The following is a 17,370-nucleotide window of genomic DNA, read 5'->3' on the forward strand; positions in this document are numbered from 1 at the left end:
CCGAGTCGCTAAGGTACGTCAGACCTGTCGGAGCGACAGCACTCGGCCTCGGGGGACGAACTGATGAGCACACCGCCCGGCCCGTACGGGCCACCTCCGCCGTACGGGCCGCCCCCGCAGCCGGCCCCGCCGTACGGGCAGGTGCCGTACATCCCGTCGCAGCCCCAGCCCGGGCCTCCCGGCTTCGGACCGCCGCAACCCGGGCCGCCCCAGCCCGGGCCCCCCGGCTTCGGACCGCCCCCGGCCTACGGCCAGCAACCGCCCGGCCACGCCGCCCAACCGCCGTACGGCCAGCAGCCGCCCGCCGGCCCGTACGGCTACCCGCCGGTCGCCCCGGCCGCCGAGGCACCCCCCGCGAAGCGCGGCGTCAAGGCGAAGCTGCGGATCGTCGGCGTGGTCGGCGGCTGCCTCGCGCTGGCCGTCGGCTACTTCGTCAGCGGGCCGAGCGTCAGCAGCGCCAAGCCCGGCGACTGCGTCCGGGTGAGCGGCACGCGCGATGTCGAGATCGTCAAGTGCACTGACGCCAAAGCGAATTACCGGGTCCTGTCGACATTCGGCGACACCACCGACGTGAACCGCTGCCGGCAGACGCCGCAGACCACCAGCGCCGTCTCGGGCAAGAGTGGACGCCGCTGGAACAAGAAGCGGTACGTGCTCTGCCTCGGCCCGATGACCCCGGCCGGAGCCCCGCTGCCGGGGAAGGCCTGACCTCTCCACCACCACCGCATCCCGGGGGATCTCTTGTCCGTTCCGCCGCCCCAACTGCCGTACGGCGCCCCGCCGCCCGACGACGGCAACCCGTACGCCACCGACAACCCCTACGCCCGGCCGACCCCGCCCCCGCCGCCGGGCCCGCCGCCCGGCTACGGCTACCCGGCCGCCCCGCCGCCGCCCGACCAGCCGTACGGCTACCCCCCGCAGCCCGCGCCCGGCTACGGGTACGGGTACGGGTACGGGTACCCGCCGCCGGCGCCGCAGGGCGGTCCCGCCTGCCGCTTCTGCGGCGGCTTCCCGGCCGTGGACGCCACCGTCCGCGGCCACCAGGGCCTGGTCCTGGCCTACCGGATGCTGCGGATGCCGGGCCCGTTCTGCCGCACCTGCGGGACGGCGACGGTGCGCGACCTGTCCGCCCGCACCCTGGTCCAGGGCTGGTGGAGCCCGGCGTCGGTGCTGCTGGCGCCGATCACCCTGCTGCTGAACCTCGCCGCCAACGGCAAGGTCAAGCGGCTGCCGCCGCCCGTCCCGGGCAGCCACGGCCCCCAGCTCGACCCCGGCGTCCCGCTGGGCCGGCGGCCGCACGCGCTGATGCTGCTGCTGCCGCTCTCGGTGGTCGTCACGCTCGTCCTGGCCGCCACCGGGGTGCTCGGCCCGAAGGACGACGGCCCGGCCGCGCCGATCGCGGTACCGACGGTGGCGGTGCCCCCGGTGACCACCTTCTCGGCGCCGCCGCTGCCGACCCACGCGCCGCGGCCGTTCCCCTCGCCGACGTTCAGCCTGCCGCCGGTGCCCACCATCACGCTGCCGCCGCCGACCGCCCCCAGCACCGCGGCCGACAGCATCGACCGGGCCAACCCCGGCGACTGCCTGCGCAACGAGAACGGCACCGGCGCGACCCACGACGCCAACCCGAAGATCACCATGCTGCCCTGCGGCGACTCCCGCGCCCAGTACAAGGTGGTCTTCAAGTACCTGGCCACGTCCGACGAGAAGGTCTGCGAGAAGCAGCCGAAGTCGGACAGCACCTACACCCGCACCTACTCCAACCTGCCGGCCCTCGACTACGTGCTCTGCCTGCAGAGCCTGCACGGCTGACCCGGCACGCCCGAGGGGTGGTCCCGGCCGACGCCGGGACCACCCCTCGCGGCGTCGCTCAGCCCTGCTGCTCGGCCCACCAGGCCCGCAGCGCGGCCACCGCCTCGTCGTGCTCCAGCGGGCCGTGCTCCAGCCGGAGTTCGAGCATGTGCTTGTACGCCTTGCCGACCTGCGGGCCGGGCTTGAGCCCGAGCAGCTCCATGATCTGGTTGCCGTCCAGCGCCGGGCGGACGGCGTCCAGCTCCTCCTTGGCCTTCAGCTCGGTGATCCGCTGCTCCAGGCCGTCGTAGGTGCGCGACAGCGCCGCCGCCTTCTTGCGGTTGCGGGTGGTGCAGTCGGAGCGGGTGAGCTTGTGCAGGCGCTCCAGCAGCGGTCCGGCGTCGGTGACGTAGCGGCGCACCGCGGAGTCCGTCCACTCGCCGCCGCCGTAGCCGTGGAAGCGCAGGTGCAGCTCGACCAGCTGCGAGACGTCCTCGGTGAGCTCCTTGGAGTACTTGAGCTCGCGCATCCGCTTGCGGGTCATCTTGGCGCCGACCACCTCGTGGTGGTGGAAGGAGACCCGGCCGTCCGACTCGAAGCGGCGGGTGCGCGGCTTGCCGATGTCGTGCAGCAGCGCGGCCAGCCGCAGGGTGAGGTCCGGGCCGTCCTGCTCCAGGTCGACGGCCTGTTCCAGGACGGTCAGCGAGTGCTCGTAGACGTCCTTGTGCCGGTGGTGCTCGTCGCGCTCCAGCCGGAGTGCGGGCAGCTCGGGCAGCACGTGGTCGGCGAGGCCGGTGTCGACCAGCAGCCGCAGGCCCTTCACCGGATGCTTGGCCAGCAGCAGCTTGTTCAGCTCGGCCTGGACGCGCTCGGCGGACACGATGGTGATCCGCTCGGCCATCGCGGTCATCGCGGCGACGACCTCGGGGGCCGGCTCGAAGTCGAGCTGGGCGGCGAAGCGGGCGGCGCGCATCATCCGCAGCGGGTCGTCGGAGAAGGACTCCTCGGGGGTCGCGGGGGTGCGCAGCACCCGGGCCTCCAGGTCCTCCAGGCCGTGGTGCGGGTCGACGAAGCCGCGGCCGGGCAGGTCGACGGCCATCGCGTTGACGGTGAAGTCCCGGCGGACCAGGTCCTGCTCGATGGTGTCGCCGTAGGTGACCTCGGGCTTGCGGGAGGTCCGGTCGTACGCCTCGGAGCGGTAGGTGGTGATCTCGATCAGGAAGGAGCCCTCGGGGGTGTCCTTGCGGGCGCCGACCGTGCCGAAGGCGATGCCGACGTCCCAGACCGCGTCCGCCCAGCCCTTGACCAGCCTGAGCACCTGCTGCGGGCGGGCGTCGGTGGTGAAGTCCAGGTCGTTGCCGAGCCGGCCGAGCAGGGCGTCCCGCACCGAACCGCCGACCAGGGCCAGCCGGTGGCCGGCCGCCTCGAACCGACGGGCGATCTCGTCGGCCACCGGCGACACCCGCAGCAGCTCTTGCAGCCCCAGGGTCTGGGCCTCGCTCAGGCCTGGGACGGCCTGGACGGCGGTGCTGGAACGGTCGAGGTGCGCGGTGGACTCATTGGCAGTGGACACGGCTCACAAGAGTACGTGGCCCGACAGGTCAACCGCCCGCGCGTTTTGGGCGTCTCACCCCGAGGCCCGCAACACTGCACCACGGGCTGCATCGTTACCATGCCGGTGGACGAGTCTCGGGCACCGGACAGGGGATGCGGTGTCGCGTGCCGCCGTGGTCGGCGGAGCTCCCGCGGCACCAGCGCGGCGAACAGCGTCAAGCGAAGAACGTCAAGCGAACAGCATCAGCAGCGAGCGATCGAGAACGGCGAGGGCGGAACGAGTGAGTGAGCCGGCACGGCACTCGGGCCTGGGGGCGGAACGACGGCCCGGAAGGACCGAACGCCCCGTCGAAGGGCACCGTACGGGGCGGCGCGCGGAACGGGCGGCCCGCCGCCTCGCCGCCGTCTGCGGGGCCGCCCTGGCCCTGTTCTCGGCGGTCGCCCCGGCCGCGGCGCTACCCGCCGGGGGCGGCATCCGGCCGACCGCCGACAACGGCGTCTCGGCCGAGTACCCGGTGGAGATGACCATCGAGACGGTGGCACCTCAGGTGGCCAGCCCGAACGGCATCGTGAAGATCACCGGGCACGTCACCAACACCGGCAAGGCCGCGGTCAAGAACGCCCACGCGGCCGTCCGCAAGCCGCTGTCCAGCAAGCCGCTGCAGCGGCGCAGCGACCTGTCCCTGGTGGCCACCCGCAGCGGCCCGAGCAGCTACGACGGCGTGGAGCTGGACAGCCCGCAGTACGCCCTGCCCGAGCTGGGACCGGGCCAGAACCAGCCCTACACCCTGAGCGTCTCGGTGAGCGACCTCGGGCTGTCCGACAGCGGCGTCTACGAGCTCGCGGTGGACGCCTGGGGCTCGACCGCCGACAACCAGCGCGACCGGCCGCTGGGCATCGCCCGGACCTTCCTGCCGTACAACCCGGGCGGCGCCGAGGCGCAGCCCGGCAAGGTCACCACGCTCTGGCCGCTGGTGCACGCGCCGGTGCTGGCCGCGCAGACCTACTCCGACAACGACCAGCCCGTCCCCGTCCTGCGCGACGACAGCCTGACCGCCGAGTTCTCCCCGGGCGGCCGGCTGTACGAGCTGGTGGACACCGGGGCCAAGATGACCGGGCTGACCTGGGTGGTCGACCCGGACCTGCTGGACACCGCGTTCGCGATGACCAGGCCGTACCGGGTGCAGAAGCCGGGCCAGGACGTCGGCAAGCCGGCCAAGGACGACAACACCGTCCCCGGCACCGGCCAGGCCGCCGCCACGGCCTGGCTGGACAAGCTGCGGGCCGCCGTCGCCAAGCCGGGCGGCCAGGTGGTGTCACTGCCCTACGCCGACCCGGACCTCGCCTCGATCGCGCACAACGGCGCCGACCTGACCGGGATGGCCACCGCCCTGGGCAAGGCGGCCACCGCCGGCCGGCTCACCGTCGAGGGGCGGCTGTCCGTCGACACCCGCTCGGACGTGGCCTGGCCGTACCAGGGCTACCTGGACCAGCAGATCGCGGGCATCGCCCAGCAGGCCGGCGACGGCCTGGTCCTGGTCAACGGCGCGAGCATGCCGGAGCCGGACGCGATGAACTACACCCCGACCGCGGTGCGCCCGATCGGCAACGGGCAGAACGCGGTGGTCGCCGACGAGACCGTCTCCTCGCTGTTCCAGACCGACCTCGCCTCCCCGCAGGCGCAGACCAGGGCGAACCAGCGCTTCCTCGCCGAGACCTACACGATCACCCACGAGCAGCCGCAGAACCAGCGCGGCCTGCTGGTGATGCCGCCGCGCGACCTGACCGCGAGCACCGCCAAGGTGCTGGCGGACGCCCTGCAGACGGCCTCCGACAACAAGTGGCTCACCCCGGTCAAGCTGGACACCCTGGCCCAGGCCTCGCCCGACCCGAAGGCCAACACCGCCGTCCCGGCGGCCGCCGACTACCCGGCCCAGGTCCGCGCCTCGGAGCTGTCCGCGGCCGAGCTGAGCAGCACCGACGAGATCCAGCAGAACCTGGACACGCTGATGCGGGTGCTCACCCTGCCCCAGCGGGTGCGCGGCCCGTTCAGCGCCGCGATGGTCCGCTCGCTGTCCACCGAGTGGCGCACCAACGCGGCGGCCGGCAGCACCTACCGCGCGGACGTCGCCAAGTACCTGGACGAGCTGACCGGGGCCGTCCGGGTGCCGAAGAAGAACGTCGTCACCTTCGCCGGCAACACCGGTCTGCTCCAGGTCAGCGTCCGCAACGACCTCACCCAGACCGTCACCAACCTCAAGCTGGTGCTCACCTCGACCCAGCCGAACCGGCTGCGGGTGGGCAAGGAGGAGGAACTGGTCATCCCCGCCTCCCAGAGCGTCACCCTCCGGTTCAACGCCGAGGCGCACAGCAACGGCCCGGTGTACATGACCGCCCAGCTCTGGACCACCGGCCCCAACCCGCAGAAGTACGGCGAACCGCAGCAGTTCAGGGTGGACGTCACCTCGGTGACCAACGGCGTGCTGTACGTCTTCGCGGCCGCCGCCGCCCTGCTGCTGCTGGCCGCGCTGCGCTTCGTGCGCCAGCGCAAGCGGCGGGCCGGGCAGCCGCACGCCGACGGCGACCAGCCGGTCGACGGCCCGGCGGCGGGCGGGGCTCAGGACCCGGCGGCGGACGAGGCCCGGGACGGGGCTCAGGGCGCGGGCGGGGACGCGAGCGGCGAGAAGCCCGACGGCGAGACCGGGGGCGGCGCCGGCGGACCTGCCGGGAAGGGCCCCGGTGACGGCCCCGAGGACGGCTCCGGCGGCGGATCCACCGGGGCCGGCCCCACGCAGACACCGCGCGGCAGCAACGCGGATGGCCGGGATCGGACCGCCAGTGATGAGAAGGTTGGTCCTTGATACCGCCGAGACCCCGCGACGCCGGGCCGGCCTCCCCCACGACAGCGAAGAGGTGACATGACCGGGCGCAGCGAGGAGCGGCCGCCGGGCCGCGGTGAGAACCGGCCGGGCGCCGAGTCGCCGTCCGGCGACTGGTACGTGGCCGACACCTACGCCCAGGACCCGTACGCGGCCGACGCGTACGGGAACCCGCAGGCCGGCCAGGACCCGTACGGTCTGCGGGCCGACCGGCCCGCGGCACCTCAGCCGCCGGCCACCGCGTACGACGTGCCGCCGCAGCTGCCGCCGCAGGGCGGCGGCTACCCGACGCCGGTGCCGCCGGCACAGTACTCGGCGCCGACGCCGTTCGCGGCCCCGGTGCCGCCCGTGCAGCCCGGCTGGGACACCCCGGTGCAGGCCGCCTGGCAGGAGGCCCCGGCTCCGGCCGGCGGCGGCCAGTGGGGCGGCCCGGAGCAGCCCCGGCCGCAGTGGGAGCCCGGCCCGGCGCACTCGACCTGGGACAGCGAGACCACCGAGTACGTCGGGGTGGACGCGCTGTTCGGCGGCCACCAGGCGCAGGCCGCGGCCCAACCGCCGGTGCCCCCGCCCGCCCCGGCGCACCCGACGGCACCGCCGGTCGCGCCCCCGCCCCCCGCCGCCGTGCCGCCGGTCGCCCCCGCGCCGTACCCGCCGACGGGCGGCTACCCGGGGCAGCAGCAGTACGCCGGCCCGGACGGGCACCGCCCCTTCGTCCCCCCGATCGAGTTCGACCCGCCGCTCTCCGAGGACGAGGCCACCATGCAGGTGGCCGCCGTGGCGGTGCCGCCGGCGGTGGAGCCGCTGGCGGACCTCGTCGCCGAGGAGCGCGCCGCGCAGTACGCGCCCGCGCCCGCGGCCGAGCCCGCCCCGGCGGCCGGCGGCGGCGGCAAGGTCGCGAGCCTGCTGAACTCCAGCGCGATCATGGCGGCCGGCACGCTGGTCTCCCGCGGCACCGGCTTCGTCCGGACCATGGTGATCACCGCGGCCATCGGCGTCGCCGTCATGGGCGACTCGTACAACGCCGCGTACACCCTGCCGACCCTGCTGTACATCCTGATCGGCGGCGGCGCGCTGAACGCCGTCTTCGTGCCGCAGCTGGTGCGCAGCATGAAGAACGACGAGGACGGCGGCACCGCGTACGCCAGCCGGCTGCTCACCCTGGTGATGGTCGGGCTCGGCGGCGTGGTGTTCCTCGCGGTGCTCGGAGCACCGCTGCTGGTGCAGCTGATCTCGCACCCGATGATGGAGAACGCGGAGCGCGCCGAGACCACGGTCGCGCTGGCCCGGTACTGCCTGCCGACCATCTTCTTCATGGGCGTCCACGTGGTGATGGGGCAGATCCTCAACGCCCGCGGCCGGTTCGGCGCGATGATGTGGACCCCGGTCCTCAACAACATCGTGGTGATCTTCACCTTCGGCGCCTACATCTGGGTGTACGGCGGCTACAGCGGCACGCACGTGACCCCCGAGGGCATCTCGCCCGAGGGCGTCCGGCTGCTCGGCCTCGGCACCCTGCTCGGCCTGGTCGTCCAGTCGCTGGCGATGATCCCGTACCTGCGGTCGGCCGGCTTCCGCTACCGGCCGCGCTTCGACTGGCGCGGCCACGGCCTGGGCAAGGCCGCCCGACTGGCCAAGTGGACCTTCCTCTTCGTGCTCGCCAACCAGGCCGGCTTCCTGGTCATCACCCAGCTGGCCACCGCCGCCGGCAGCGCCGCCGAGAAGGGCGGCCACGAGGGCGTCGGCCTCGCGGCGTTCTCCAACGCCCTGCTGATCTGGCAGCTCCCGCAGGCCGTGATCACCGTCTCGATCATGAGCGCGGTGCTCCCCCGGCTCTCCCGGGCGGCGGCCGACGAGGACGCCGGCGCCGTCCGCGACGACCTGTCGTACGGGCTGCGCACCAGCGCGGTGGCGGTCGTCCCGGGCGCCTTCCTGTTCCTGTCGCTCGGCCCGGCGATCGCCCGCTCGATCTACGGGATCGGCGGCGGTGACCGGGCCCTGGACAACGCCACCAACGTCGGTCTGATGCTCTCGGCCTTCGCGCTCGGGCTGATCCCGTACTCGGCCCAGTACGTGATGCTGCGCGGCTTCTACGCCTACGAGGACACCCGGACGCCGTTCTCCAACACCGTCTGGGTCGCGGTCTGCCAGGCCGGGTTCTCGGTGCTCTGCTGGTTCCTGCTGCCCGCCCAGTGGACCGTGATCGGGATGGCCTTCGGCTATGGTCTGGCCTACGCCGTCGGGGTGGCGGTCGCACTGCCGAAGCTGAAGAAGAAGATCGGCGGGCTGGACAGCAAGCGGATCGGCAAGACCTACAGCCGACTGGCCACCGCCGGTGTGCCGTCCGCGCTGGTCGGCCTCGGCGTCAGCCTGGCGGTCCAACAGGTGCTCGACGGCTGGATGGGCAGCGTGCTGTCCCTCGTCGCGGGCGGCGGCCTCCAGCTGGCCGTGTTCGTGCTCATCGCGAAGCGCCTGCGGATCGAGGAGCTCAACGCCATGCTCGGCATGGTGCGCGGCCGGCTGGGCCGCTGATCCACCACACCGACCGACCGGACGAGCGGGCGCCCTGACCGGGTGTCAACGGGAGCCACCGGCTCCTCCGCCCGTCCGGCCGGGTGCCGGGCCGCCGCCCGCGCCCGGCTCCGCCCGGGCCGCGAGATGGCGGCCCGGTGTCGGATCTGCACCACATCTCTCCACCAGCACGCAACCGAGCGCGCCCCTCAGCGGTCGTACTCGGTGGAGAAGAGTGGGCACAATTGTCCTGGAGCACGTGGCCGCCAACCCGCGGGCTCCAGCGACTCTCTCAAGCCGGGGCGACACAAGGGGAGGCAGGACCACGGTGGCTGATGGCACCAAGGCGGTCGTCGACACGTCAGCAGCTGACGCGGCGGCGGACGAGGCCGCACTGGCCGCGGCGATCGACGAGCTCACGGCGGGGAAGGCCGCCAAGGCGGGCGCCGCCGACACCTCCTCCAAGAACCCGTCCGAGGACGCGCCCGAGGACCGGGCCGCCGCCCCGGACACCCCGGTGGCCGCCGACGCGGACACCGACGCCTCCGACGCCGGCCAGGACACCCCCCGCGGCGAGGAGACCTCGGAGATCACCGCTCCGCTCTCGGTCCACGAGATCGCCGCCGAGCTGGCCGCCGGCGGCACCGCCCGGCGCAAGCCCGCCGCCCCGGAGCCCGCGGCCGCCAAGCGCCGCCCCACCGACCCGCAGCCCACCGTCGACCCGCGCGACACCGCCACCCTGCCCCGCACCCTCCCCGCCCCGATGCGGCACAGCGGCGACACGATCGGCCACCGGTACCGGCTGGAGGAGTGCATCTCCCAGACCGAGACCTTCAGCAGCTGGCGCGCGGTCGACGAGAAGCTGCGCCGGGCCGTCGGCGTCCACCTGATGGCCTCCGGCCACCAGCGCGCCCGCAAGGTGCTCGCCGCCGCGAAGTCCGCCGCCCTGCTCGGCGACCCGCGCTTCGTCCAGGTCCTGGACGCCGTCCAGGAGGGCGAGCTGGTCTACGTCGTGCGGGAGTGGCTGCCGCACGCCTCCGACCTCGCCAAGCTGCTCGCCGACGGCCCGATGGAGCCGCACGAGGCGTACCAGATGGTCCGCCAGGTGACCGACGCGGTCGCCGCCGCCCACCGGCGCGGCCAGGCCCACCTGCGGCTCACCCCGCGCTGCGTGCTGCGCACCGACAGCGGCCAGTACCGGATCAACGGCATCGCGGTGGACGCCGCCCTGCGCGGGCTGCCCGACGAGGACGGCACCGACAGCGCCGAGCGCACCGACACCCGCGCGATCGGCGCCCTGCTGTTCGCCGCGCTCACCCACCGCTGGCCCTACCCGGAGGACCGCTACGACCTCCAGGGCCTGCCAAAGGGCCTCCAGAACGCCGCGCCGGACCAGGTCCGCGCGGGCGTCCACAAGGGCCTGTCCGAGCTGGCCGCGCGGGCCCTGTTCGACCATCCGCCGCACCACGCCGAGCCGATCACCACCCCGGAGGAGCTGACCCGGGCGATCGCGCAGATGCCCCGGATCCGCCAGCCCGAACCGGAACTGCCCGCCTTCCCGGCCCCGCCCCGGCACAACACCCACGCGCTGCCGACCGCCCCCAACCCGACCCGGGTGGCCGACCCGGCCGTCGCCCCGCTGCCCGCCTCGTCCCGGCCGACCTCGAACCGGCGCACCCGGCGGCGGCTGCGCCGGGTCGTCAAGGCGACGGCCTGGACGGTCGCCCTGGGCGCCATCGGCGTCGCCTCCTGGCAGTTCGTGGACAACCTGCGCAACACCGGACCGGTCACCACTCCGCGGGCCACGGCCACCAGCGACGCACCGACCCCGCAGGCCAGCACCCACAACCCGACGCCGATCGCGCCCAAGGCCGCCCTCTCGTACAACCCGAAGGGCGACTCGGCGGAATCCGCCTGGGCCCTCCCCAAGGCCATCGACGGCGACCCCAACACGAGCTGGCCGACCTACGGCTACGACGACCAGTTCGTCCCGGGCGGCTACAAGGAGGGCACCGGTCTGCTGATCGACCTCGGCTCTCCGCACGCCGTCAGCTCGGTGAACGTCCAGTTCGTCGGCACCACCACGGCCGAGCTGCGGATCCCGAACGCCCAGGCGGCGGACAACCCGCAGAAGGCGCCGCTGACCTCCTTCACGACCGTGGGAAAGAAGAGCGGCAGCAGCGTCGACTTCACCCTCAACGCCCCGACGAACACCCGCTACCTCTTGATCTGGCTGACCAGCCTGCCGAAGGATACGGATGGCAAGTTCCGCGGGCAGGTCGCCGAGGTCAAGGTCTCCGGCTGACCGGAGGTCCGGCCCGCGGAACGACGGCGAGGGGGGCGAGGGGTGATGGTGGCGGAGGACGACGCGGCGCTGCTCGCCCGACACGTCGCCGGCGACCCGGACGCCTTCGGCCTCCTGGTGAACCGCCACCGCGACCGGCTCTGGGCGGTCGCCCTGCGCACCCTGGGCGACCGCGAGGAGGCCGCCGACGCCCTCCAGGACGCCCTGGTCTCCGCCTTCCGCGCCGCCCCCGGCTTCCAGGGCCGCTCGGCGGTCACCACCTGGCTGCACCGGATCGTGGTCAACGCCTGTCTGGACCGCGCCCGGCGCAGCGCCACCCGCCGCACCACCCCGCTCGACGAGGACCCGCGGCGCCTGGACACCCTGGTCGGCGCCGCGGAACCGGCCGACTCCCCGGTGGTCCGGGCCGAGGTGCAGCGCGAGCTGGCCGCCGCGCTCGCCGAGCTGCCCGCCGAGCAGCGGGCCGCACTGGTCCTGGTCGACATGCAGGGCTACCCCGTCGCCGAGGCCGCCGAGCTGCTGGGCGTCCCGGTGGGCACGGTGAAGAGCCGCTGCGCCCGGGGCCGGGCCCGGCTCCTCCCGCTGGTCCGCCACCTGCGCGAGAGCGGCGGCGCTCCGGATGTTTCACGTGAAACACCGAGAACACCGAACGCCCCCGGCGCGGCCCCGCCACCCCGGCGGAACGCGCCGGGGAACCCGACGGGCGCCGGCACCGTCACAGGGACAGGCCCGAACACCGGTCGGACGGTTCTGGAAGGAGACGCGAGCACGCGATGACGGCCCACCTCTCCTCCCCCGGCCCCGCCGGCCCCGCCGAGGACCACCCCTCCGTCGACGAGCTCGCCGACCTCGCCGAGGGGCTCGTCGAGTCCGCCGACGCCGCCCGGACGCTGCGCCGGCACCTGGACGGCTGCACCGAGTGCCGCGAGACCGCCGACGCGCTCGACGAGGTCCAGGCACTGCTCGGCGCCGTCGAGGCCCCGCCGATGCCCGCCGACGTCGCCGCCCGGCTGGACGCCGCCCTCGCCGCGGCCGCCGTCGCCGCGGCGGCGGCGGAGGAGGCCCAGAACGCCCCCGTCGCGGCCTCCCGGGCCGCCGCCCCCGCCCCGGCCACCCGAACCGCCGCGGCGCCCGCCGCGCCCCCTTCCCGGCCCGCCGCGCCCACCGGCCCGGGCCGCCCCCGCCCCCGGCGGCGGCGCGCCGGCCTGCTGCTCGGCGCGACCGCCGCCCTGGCCGCGATCGCCCTCGGCGCGACCCTGCTGCTGCACCCGGCCGGCCAGGACGACCAGCACCCGGCACTGTCCGCCGGCGCCCCCGCCTCCGCCTCCCTCGGCACCGGCGCGAGCCCCGGCACCGTGCAGAGCTCCCGCGCCGACCACGCCGCGGGAGCCGGCCCGACCTACCAGGACGACCAGCTCGCCACCCAGATCCAGCAGCTGCTGGCCCGGTCGGGCACCGCCCCCGGGCTGCGCCCGACCGGGCCCGCCAAGCCCTCCGCCGCGATGCCCGCCGACGGCCGCCAGGAGCTCACCACCCAGGCCTCCCCGCCGTCCTCCCCGCCGTCCTCCCCACCGTCGTCCCCGCCGGCCTGCCCGGCCCCCGCCGAGGGCGTGCCGCTGGCCACCGACCACGGCAGCTACGCGGGCGCCCCGGTCGAGGTCCTGGTCTACCCGACGCCCGGCCGGCCCGGGTTCGCGGACGTGTACCTGCGCTCCCCCGGCTGCGGCCCGGTCGTGCTGGAGCGCACCGTGCCCACCCGCTGACGTCCCGGGGCGGGCGTCCCAGGGGCCGGGGCTCCGTTCCCATGCGATCGACGAACAGGGCGCCGCGCCGCTCCCACAGTGCGGCCGCCTGGTACTGATCCGCCTGGGAATGCGAGACACTGGTCAGTCGTTGTCCCGGGCGGCGGAGCAGGACCGCCCTCCCCGCACCTAGCGCGGGTCGCGATGCGAACCAGGAGATGCAGTGAGCGACGTCCGTAACGTGATCATCATCGGTTCCGGCCCGGCCGGCTACACGGCCGCGCTCTACACGGCGCGGGCCTCCCTCAAGCCGCTGGTGTTCGAGGGGGCCGTCACCGCCGGCGGCGCCCTGATGAACACCACCGAGGTCGAGAACTTCCCGGGCTTCCGGGACGGCATCATGGGCCCCGAGCTGATGGACAACATGCGGGCGCAGGCCGAGCGCTTCGGCGCCGAGCTGATCCCGGACGACATCGTCTCGGTCGACCTCACCGGTGACATCAAGACCGTCACCGACTCCGAGGGCAACGTGCACCGGGCGCGCGCCGTGATCGTCACCACCGGCTCCCAGCACCGCAAGCTGGGCCTGCCGAACGAGGACAAGCTCTCCGGTCGCGGTGTCTCCTGGTGCGCCACCTGCGACGGCTTCTTCTTCCGCGACCAGGACATCGCCGTGGTCGGCGGCGGCGACACCGCCCTGGAGGAGGCGACCTTCCTCTCCCGCTTCGCCAAGAGCGTCACGATCATCCACCGCCGGGACAGCCTGCGCGCCTCCAAGGCGATGCAGGAGCGCGCCTTCGCCGACGAGAAGATCCGCTTCGAGTGGGACAGCGCGGTCGAGGCCATCCACGGCGACCCGAAGCTGACCGGCGTCACCCTGCGCGACACCACCACCGGCGAGACCCGCGAGCTGGCCGTCACCGGCCTGTTCATCGCGATCGGCCACGACCCGCGCACCGACCTGTTCAAGGGCCAGCTGGACCTCGACGCGGAGGGCTACCTCAAGGTCGAGGCGCCCTCGACCCGGACCAACGTCCCGGGCGTGTTCGGCGCCGGCGACGTCGTGGACCACACCTACCGCCAGGCCATCACGGCCTCCGGCACCGGCTGCTCCGCCGCGCTGGACGCCGAGCGCCACCTCGCCGCCCTGGACGACCTGGAGGCCAAGGCCAGCGCCGCCGTGGCGGTCTGACCTCCTCCCCACCGATCGACCCCCGCGGGGGTGTGCACCCGTTTCACGTGAAACACCCCCGCCCCGGCCAGGGCGAAACAGAACGGGCCCGCCCGTTGTTCACCTGGCAGCAGCCCCCTCCGTCCGAACCCGAGGAGTTCCCGTGGCCGGCGCCACCACCACCGTCACCGACGCGACGTTCAAGGCCGACGTCCTGGACAGCGACAAGCCCGTGCTGGTCGACTTCTGGGCCACCTGGTGCGGCCCGTGCCGCCAGGTCGCCCCGATCCTGGACGAGATCGCGGCCGAGCACGGCGACAAGCTGACCATCGCCAAGCTGGACGTGGACGCCAACCAGGCGACCGCGGCCGAGTACAACGTGATCTCGATCCCGACCCTGATCCTCTACAAGGGCGGCGAGCCGGTGAAGTCCATCACCGGTGCCCGTCCGAAGGCCGCGCTGCTGCGCGAGCTGGACGGCTTCATCTAGGTCGACCGGTCGTCGACCGCACGGCGGCGGGGCTCCCCACACCGGGGAGCCCCGCCGCCGTCGTTTCCACCCGCCTCCGGCCTCAGAACGGCCGCAGCGCCGGCTCCTTGCGCGCCCCGCCGAGCAGCCGCTCCAGCGCCACCTCCACATCGCCCCGCCAGGAGAGCGTGGTGCGCGCCTCCAGCCGCAGCCGCGGGTAGCGGTGGTGCGAGCGGACGGTCTTGAAGCCGACCGCGAGCAGGTGGTCGGCCGGCAGCACGCAGCTGACCGGCTCAGGACCGGCCGAGCCGAAGGCCTCGATCGCCCGCACCCCGCGCCCGAGCAGGTCCTTGGCCACGGTCTGCACCAGCACCCGGCCGAGCCCCTGTCGCTGGTAGCCCGGAACCACCCGGCTGACCATCAGCTGAACGGCGTCCGGTGAGACCGGACTGGTCGGGAAGGACTGCGACCGGGGGACGTAGGCGGGCGGCGCGTACAGCACGAAGCCGGCCGGCTGGTCGTCCACGTAGACGATCCGGCCGCAGGACCCCCACTCCAGCAGCACCGCGGAGATCCACCCCTCCTTCTCCAGCTCCGGCTTCCCGGACTCCACCGCCGCCTTCCCGCTGACCGGGTCCAGCTCCCAGAACACGCAGGAGCGGCAGGTCGTCGGCAGATCGGCGAGGTTGTCCAGGGTCAGCGGAGCGATCCGGCGTCCCATGCCCCGCATCTCCTCCTCCACTTCACGGTCGAGCATGCCCCCACAGACGCCGATGGGTGCATGTTTCACGTGAAACAGTGCTCACGCGGAACATGCACCCCTCGGGTGTCGTCCCCGGCCCGGCTCTCAGCCCTGAGACAGCCGCAGACCGTCCTCGCCCGGGGCCAGGCTGTCCAGGATCCGGTTCAGGTCCTCGACCGAACCGAACTCCAGCACCACCTTGCCCTTGCCCAGCTTGCCGCCGCGCTGCGACACCTCGACCTTGACCCGGGTGTCGAAGCGGTCCGACAGCCGGCTCGCCAGATCGTTGAAGGCCGGGGAGATCAGCTTGCCCGCCTTCGGCGCCTGGCGCTTCGGCTTCCGGTCCTCCTCCTCGGCCATCAGCGCGACGATCTCCTCGGTGGTCCGCACCGAGAGGCCCTCCGCGACGATCCGCTTGGCCAGCAGCTCCCGCCGCTCGTCGTCCGGCACCCCGAGCAGCGCCCGGGCATGGCCGGCGGTCAGCACCCCGGCGGCGACCCGGCTCTGCACGGTGGGCGAGAGCTTCAGCAGCCGCAGCGTGTTGGAGACGTGCGAACGCGAGCGGCCGATCCGGTCGGCCAGCTCGTCGTGGGTGCAGGAGAAGTCCCGCAGCAGCTGGTCGTAGGCGGCCGCCTCCTCCAGCGGGTTCAGCTCGGCCCGGTGCAGGTTCTCCAGCAGGGCGTCCAACAGCAGCTTGTCGTCCTCGGTGGCACGGACGATCGCCGGGATCTCCTTCAGCCCGGCTTCCTTGGAGGCGCGCCAGCGGCGCTCGCCCATGATCAGCTCGAAGCGATCGGGCGCGACCTGGCGCACCACGATCGGCTGGAGCAGACCGACCTCCTTGATCGAGACGACCAGTTCGGCCAGCTTGTCGTCGTCGAAGTTCTCACGCGGCTGACGCGGGTTGGACGTGATCGCGTCCAGCGGCAGCTCCGCGAAGAAGGCACCGGCCACCGGCGCCGGCTGCGCCTGCTTCTCCGCGGCCGCCCGGGCCGCCACCGTGCCGCGGCCGGTCGGCAGCGTCGGTACCGAGGTCGGCGACGTCGCGCCGGTCGCCCCCACCGGGGCCGGTGTGGGCACGGCCGTCGCGGGCTGTGCCGCCGCCCCGCCGTCCACCGGCACGGCGGGGCCGATCAGCGCCCCGAGCCCTCGTCCCAAACCCCTGCGACCACTCACCGATGACCCTCCGTCGTACCGTGCTGTGCCACCGGGGCTCCGTGCCCCGTACCGCTGCCGTGCCGCTGCTGCCCCAGGAGCGGGCCGCCGCCCGTCCCCGCCGCGCGCAGCCCGAGCTCGCGGGCGGCTTCCAGGTAGGAGAGCGCCCCGGTCGAGCCCGGGTCGTAGGTGAGGACCGTCTGACCGTAGCTGGGCGCCTCCGAGATGCGCACCGAGCGCGGGATCGCGGTGCTCAGCACCTCCTGCGGGAAGTGCGTCCGGACCTCCTCGGCGACCTGGGCGGCCAGCCTGGTCCGGGCGTCGTACATGGTGAGCAGGATGGTCGAGACGTGCAGCGCGGGGTTGAGGTGCGCGCGCACCAGCTCGACGTTGCGCAGCAGCTGGCCCAGGCCCTCCAGCGCGTAGTACTCGCACTGGATCGGGATCAGCACCTCCCGCCCGGCCACCAGGGCGTTGACCGTCAGCAGGCCCAGCGAGGGCGGACAGTCGATCAGGACGTAGTCCAGCGGCTGCTCGTAGGCGGCGATGGCGCGCTGGAGCCGGCTCTCCCGGGCCACCAGCGACACCAGTTCGATCTCGGCGCCGGCCAGGTCGATGGTCGCGGGGACGCAGAACAGCCCCTCGACGTCCACCACCGGCTGCACCACGTCGGCGAGCGGCTTGCCCTCGACCAGGACGTCGTAGACGGAGGGCACCTCGGCGTGGTGGTCGATGCCGAGGGCGGTGGAGGCGTTGCCCTGCGGGTCGAGGTCGACGACCAGGACGCGCAGTCCGTGCATGGCGAGCGAGGCGGCCAGGTTGACGGTGGTGGTGGTCTTGCCGACCCCGCCCTTCTGGTTGGCGACCACGATCACCCGGGTGGCGCCGGGGCGGGGCAGGCCCTCACCCGCTCGGCCGATCGCCTGAACCGCAGCCTGGGCAGCCCTCGCGATGGGCGTGTCATCGATCTGGTCGATGGTCTCCGAGTCCTGCATGGGGGTCAGTGTTTCACGTGAAACCGGAGCGGCAACAGTCGCCGCCCGGCTGCGGCCGA

At 74.0% G+C, this 17,370-nt stretch carries 13 protein-coding genes; 9 read left to right on the plus strand and 4 right to left on the minus strand.

Going from position 1 to position 17,370, the window contains the following annotated elements:
* Positions 1-63 precede the first annotated feature (63 nt).
* Complete coding sequence (locus ABT015_RS04550; RefSeq protein ID WP_350876708.1) at positions 64-708, plus strand: LppU/SCO3897 family protein; 645 nt, start codon at positions 64-66, stop codon at positions 706-708.
* A gap of 33 nt (positions 709-741) precedes the next feature.
* Positions 742-1,812 carry an LppU/SCO3897 family protein gene (locus ABT015_RS04555; protein ID WP_350876710.1) on the plus strand — a complete coding sequence of 357 codons (1,071 nt, stop codon included), beginning with the start codon at positions 742-744 and terminating at the stop codon, positions 1,810-1,812.
* Positions 1,813-1,870: 58 nt separating this feature from the next.
* Here the strand turns inward: ABT015_RS04555 and ABT015_RS04560 are convergent, their stop codons facing one another.
* On the minus strand, positions 1,871-3,295 hold the full coding sequence (locus ABT015_RS04560) for a CCA tRNA nucleotidyltransferase (RefSeq protein WP_350876941.1): 1,425 nt from the start codon (positions 3,293-3,295) through the stop codon (positions 1,871-1,873).
* A gap of 331 nt (positions 3,296-3,626) precedes the next feature.
* Here ABT015_RS04560 and ABT015_RS04565 point away from each other — a divergent pair, with 331 nt between their 5' ends.
* The 7 genes from ABT015_RS04565 to trxA all read left to right on the plus strand — a co-directional run bounded on the left by ABT015_RS04565 (position 3,627) and on the right by trxA (position 14,440).
* On the plus strand, positions 3,627-6,206 hold the full coding sequence (locus ABT015_RS04565) for a DUF6049 family protein (protein ID WP_350876712.1): 2,580 nt from the start codon (positions 3,627-3,629) through the stop codon (positions 6,204-6,206).
* A gap of 57 nt (positions 6,207-6,263) precedes the next feature.
* Positions 6,264-8,753 (plus strand): murein biosynthesis integral membrane protein MurJ, encoded by a 2,490-nt coding sequence (murJ, locus tag ABT015_RS04570; protein WP_350876714.1) that lies wholly within the window; start codon positions 6,264-6,266, stop codon positions 8,751-8,753.
* 307 nt (positions 8,754-9,060) lie between these two features.
* Positions 9,061-11,037, plus strand: a complete 1,977-nt coding sequence (locus ABT015_RS04575) for a protein kinase family protein (protein WP_350876716.1) — start codon at positions 9,061-9,063, stop codon at positions 11,035-11,037.
* A 45-nt stretch (positions 11,038-11,082) separates the two neighbouring features.
* Positions 11,083-11,814, plus strand: coding sequence for an RNA polymerase sigma factor SigM (gene sigM, locus ABT015_RS04580; protein WP_350876718.1), 732 nt, complete (start codon positions 11,083-11,085; stop codon positions 11,812-11,814).
* The gene (locus ABT015_RS04585) at positions 11,811-12,800 is read left to right on the plus strand and encodes a hypothetical protein (protein WP_350876721.1); all 990 of its coding nucleotides are present in this window, start codon (positions 11,811-11,813) and stop codon (positions 12,798-12,800) included. Before sigM ends, ABT015_RS04585 begins: the two co-directional genes overlap by 4 nt.
* Before the next feature lie 202 nt (positions 12,801-13,002).
* Positions 13,003-13,971, plus strand: coding sequence for a thioredoxin-disulfide reductase (gene trxB, locus ABT015_RS04590; protein ID WP_350876723.1), 969 nt, complete (start codon positions 13,003-13,005; stop codon positions 13,969-13,971).
* A 142-nt stretch (positions 13,972-14,113) separates the two neighbouring features.
* Entirely contained in the window at positions 14,114-14,440 is a 327-nt protein-coding gene (gene trxA / locus ABT015_RS04595) for a thioredoxin (RefSeq protein ID WP_350876725.1), read from the plus strand.
* 82 nt (positions 14,441-14,522) lie between these two features.
* On the opposite strand, the gene ABT015_RS04600 is transcribed toward trxA, so the two are convergent.
* The 3 genes from ABT015_RS04600 to ABT015_RS04610 all read right to left on the minus strand — a co-directional run bounded on the left by ABT015_RS04600 (position 14,523) and on the right by ABT015_RS04610 (position 17,284).
* Positions 14,523-15,140, minus strand: coding sequence for a GNAT family N-acetyltransferase (locus ABT015_RS04600; protein ID WP_350876727.1), 618 nt, complete (start codon positions 15,138-15,140; stop codon positions 14,523-14,525).
* 126 nt (positions 15,141-15,266) lie between these two features.
* On the minus strand, positions 15,267-16,319 hold the full coding sequence (locus tag ABT015_RS04605) for a ParB/RepB/Spo0J family partition protein (RefSeq protein ID WP_350876729.1): 1,053 nt from the start codon (positions 16,317-16,319) through the stop codon (positions 15,267-15,269).
* Between the two features lie 14 nt (positions 16,320-16,333).
* Complete coding sequence (locus tag ABT015_RS04610) at positions 16,334-17,284, minus strand: ParA family protein (RefSeq protein WP_350876943.1); 951 nt, start codon at positions 17,282-17,284, stop codon at positions 16,334-16,336.
* Between the last annotated feature and the right edge of the window lie 86 nt (positions 17,285-17,370).

The sequence above is a fragment of the Kitasatospora sp. NPDC094016 genome (assembly GCF_040304045.1).
In the GTDB taxonomy this organism is placed as follows: Bacteria; Actinomycetota; Actinomycetes; order Streptomycetales; family Streptomycetaceae; genus Kitasatospora.

What these genes read in the sequence shown, in the direction of transcription:
- sigM (WP_350876718.1), top strand. Translation starts at nt 11,083, where the DNA reads ATGGTGGCGGAGGACGACGCGGCGCTGCTCGCCCGACACGTCGCCGGC.
- ABT015_RS04550 (WP_350876708.1), top strand. Translation starts at nt 64, where the DNA reads ATGAGCACACCGCCCGGCCCGTACGGGCCACCTCCGCCGTACGGGCCG.
- ABT015_RS04600 (WP_350876727.1), bottom strand. Translation starts at nt 15,140, where the DNA reads ATGGGACGCCGGATCGCTCCGCTGACCCTGGACAACCTCGCCGATCTG.
- murJ (WP_350876714.1), top strand. Translation starts at nt 6,264, where the DNA reads ATGACCGGGCGCAGCGAGGAGCGGCCGCCGGGCCGCGGTGAGAACCGG.
- ABT015_RS04585 (WP_350876721.1), top strand. Translation starts at nt 11,811, where the DNA reads ATGACGGCCCACCTCTCCTCCCCCGGCCCCGCCGGCCCCGCCGAGGAC.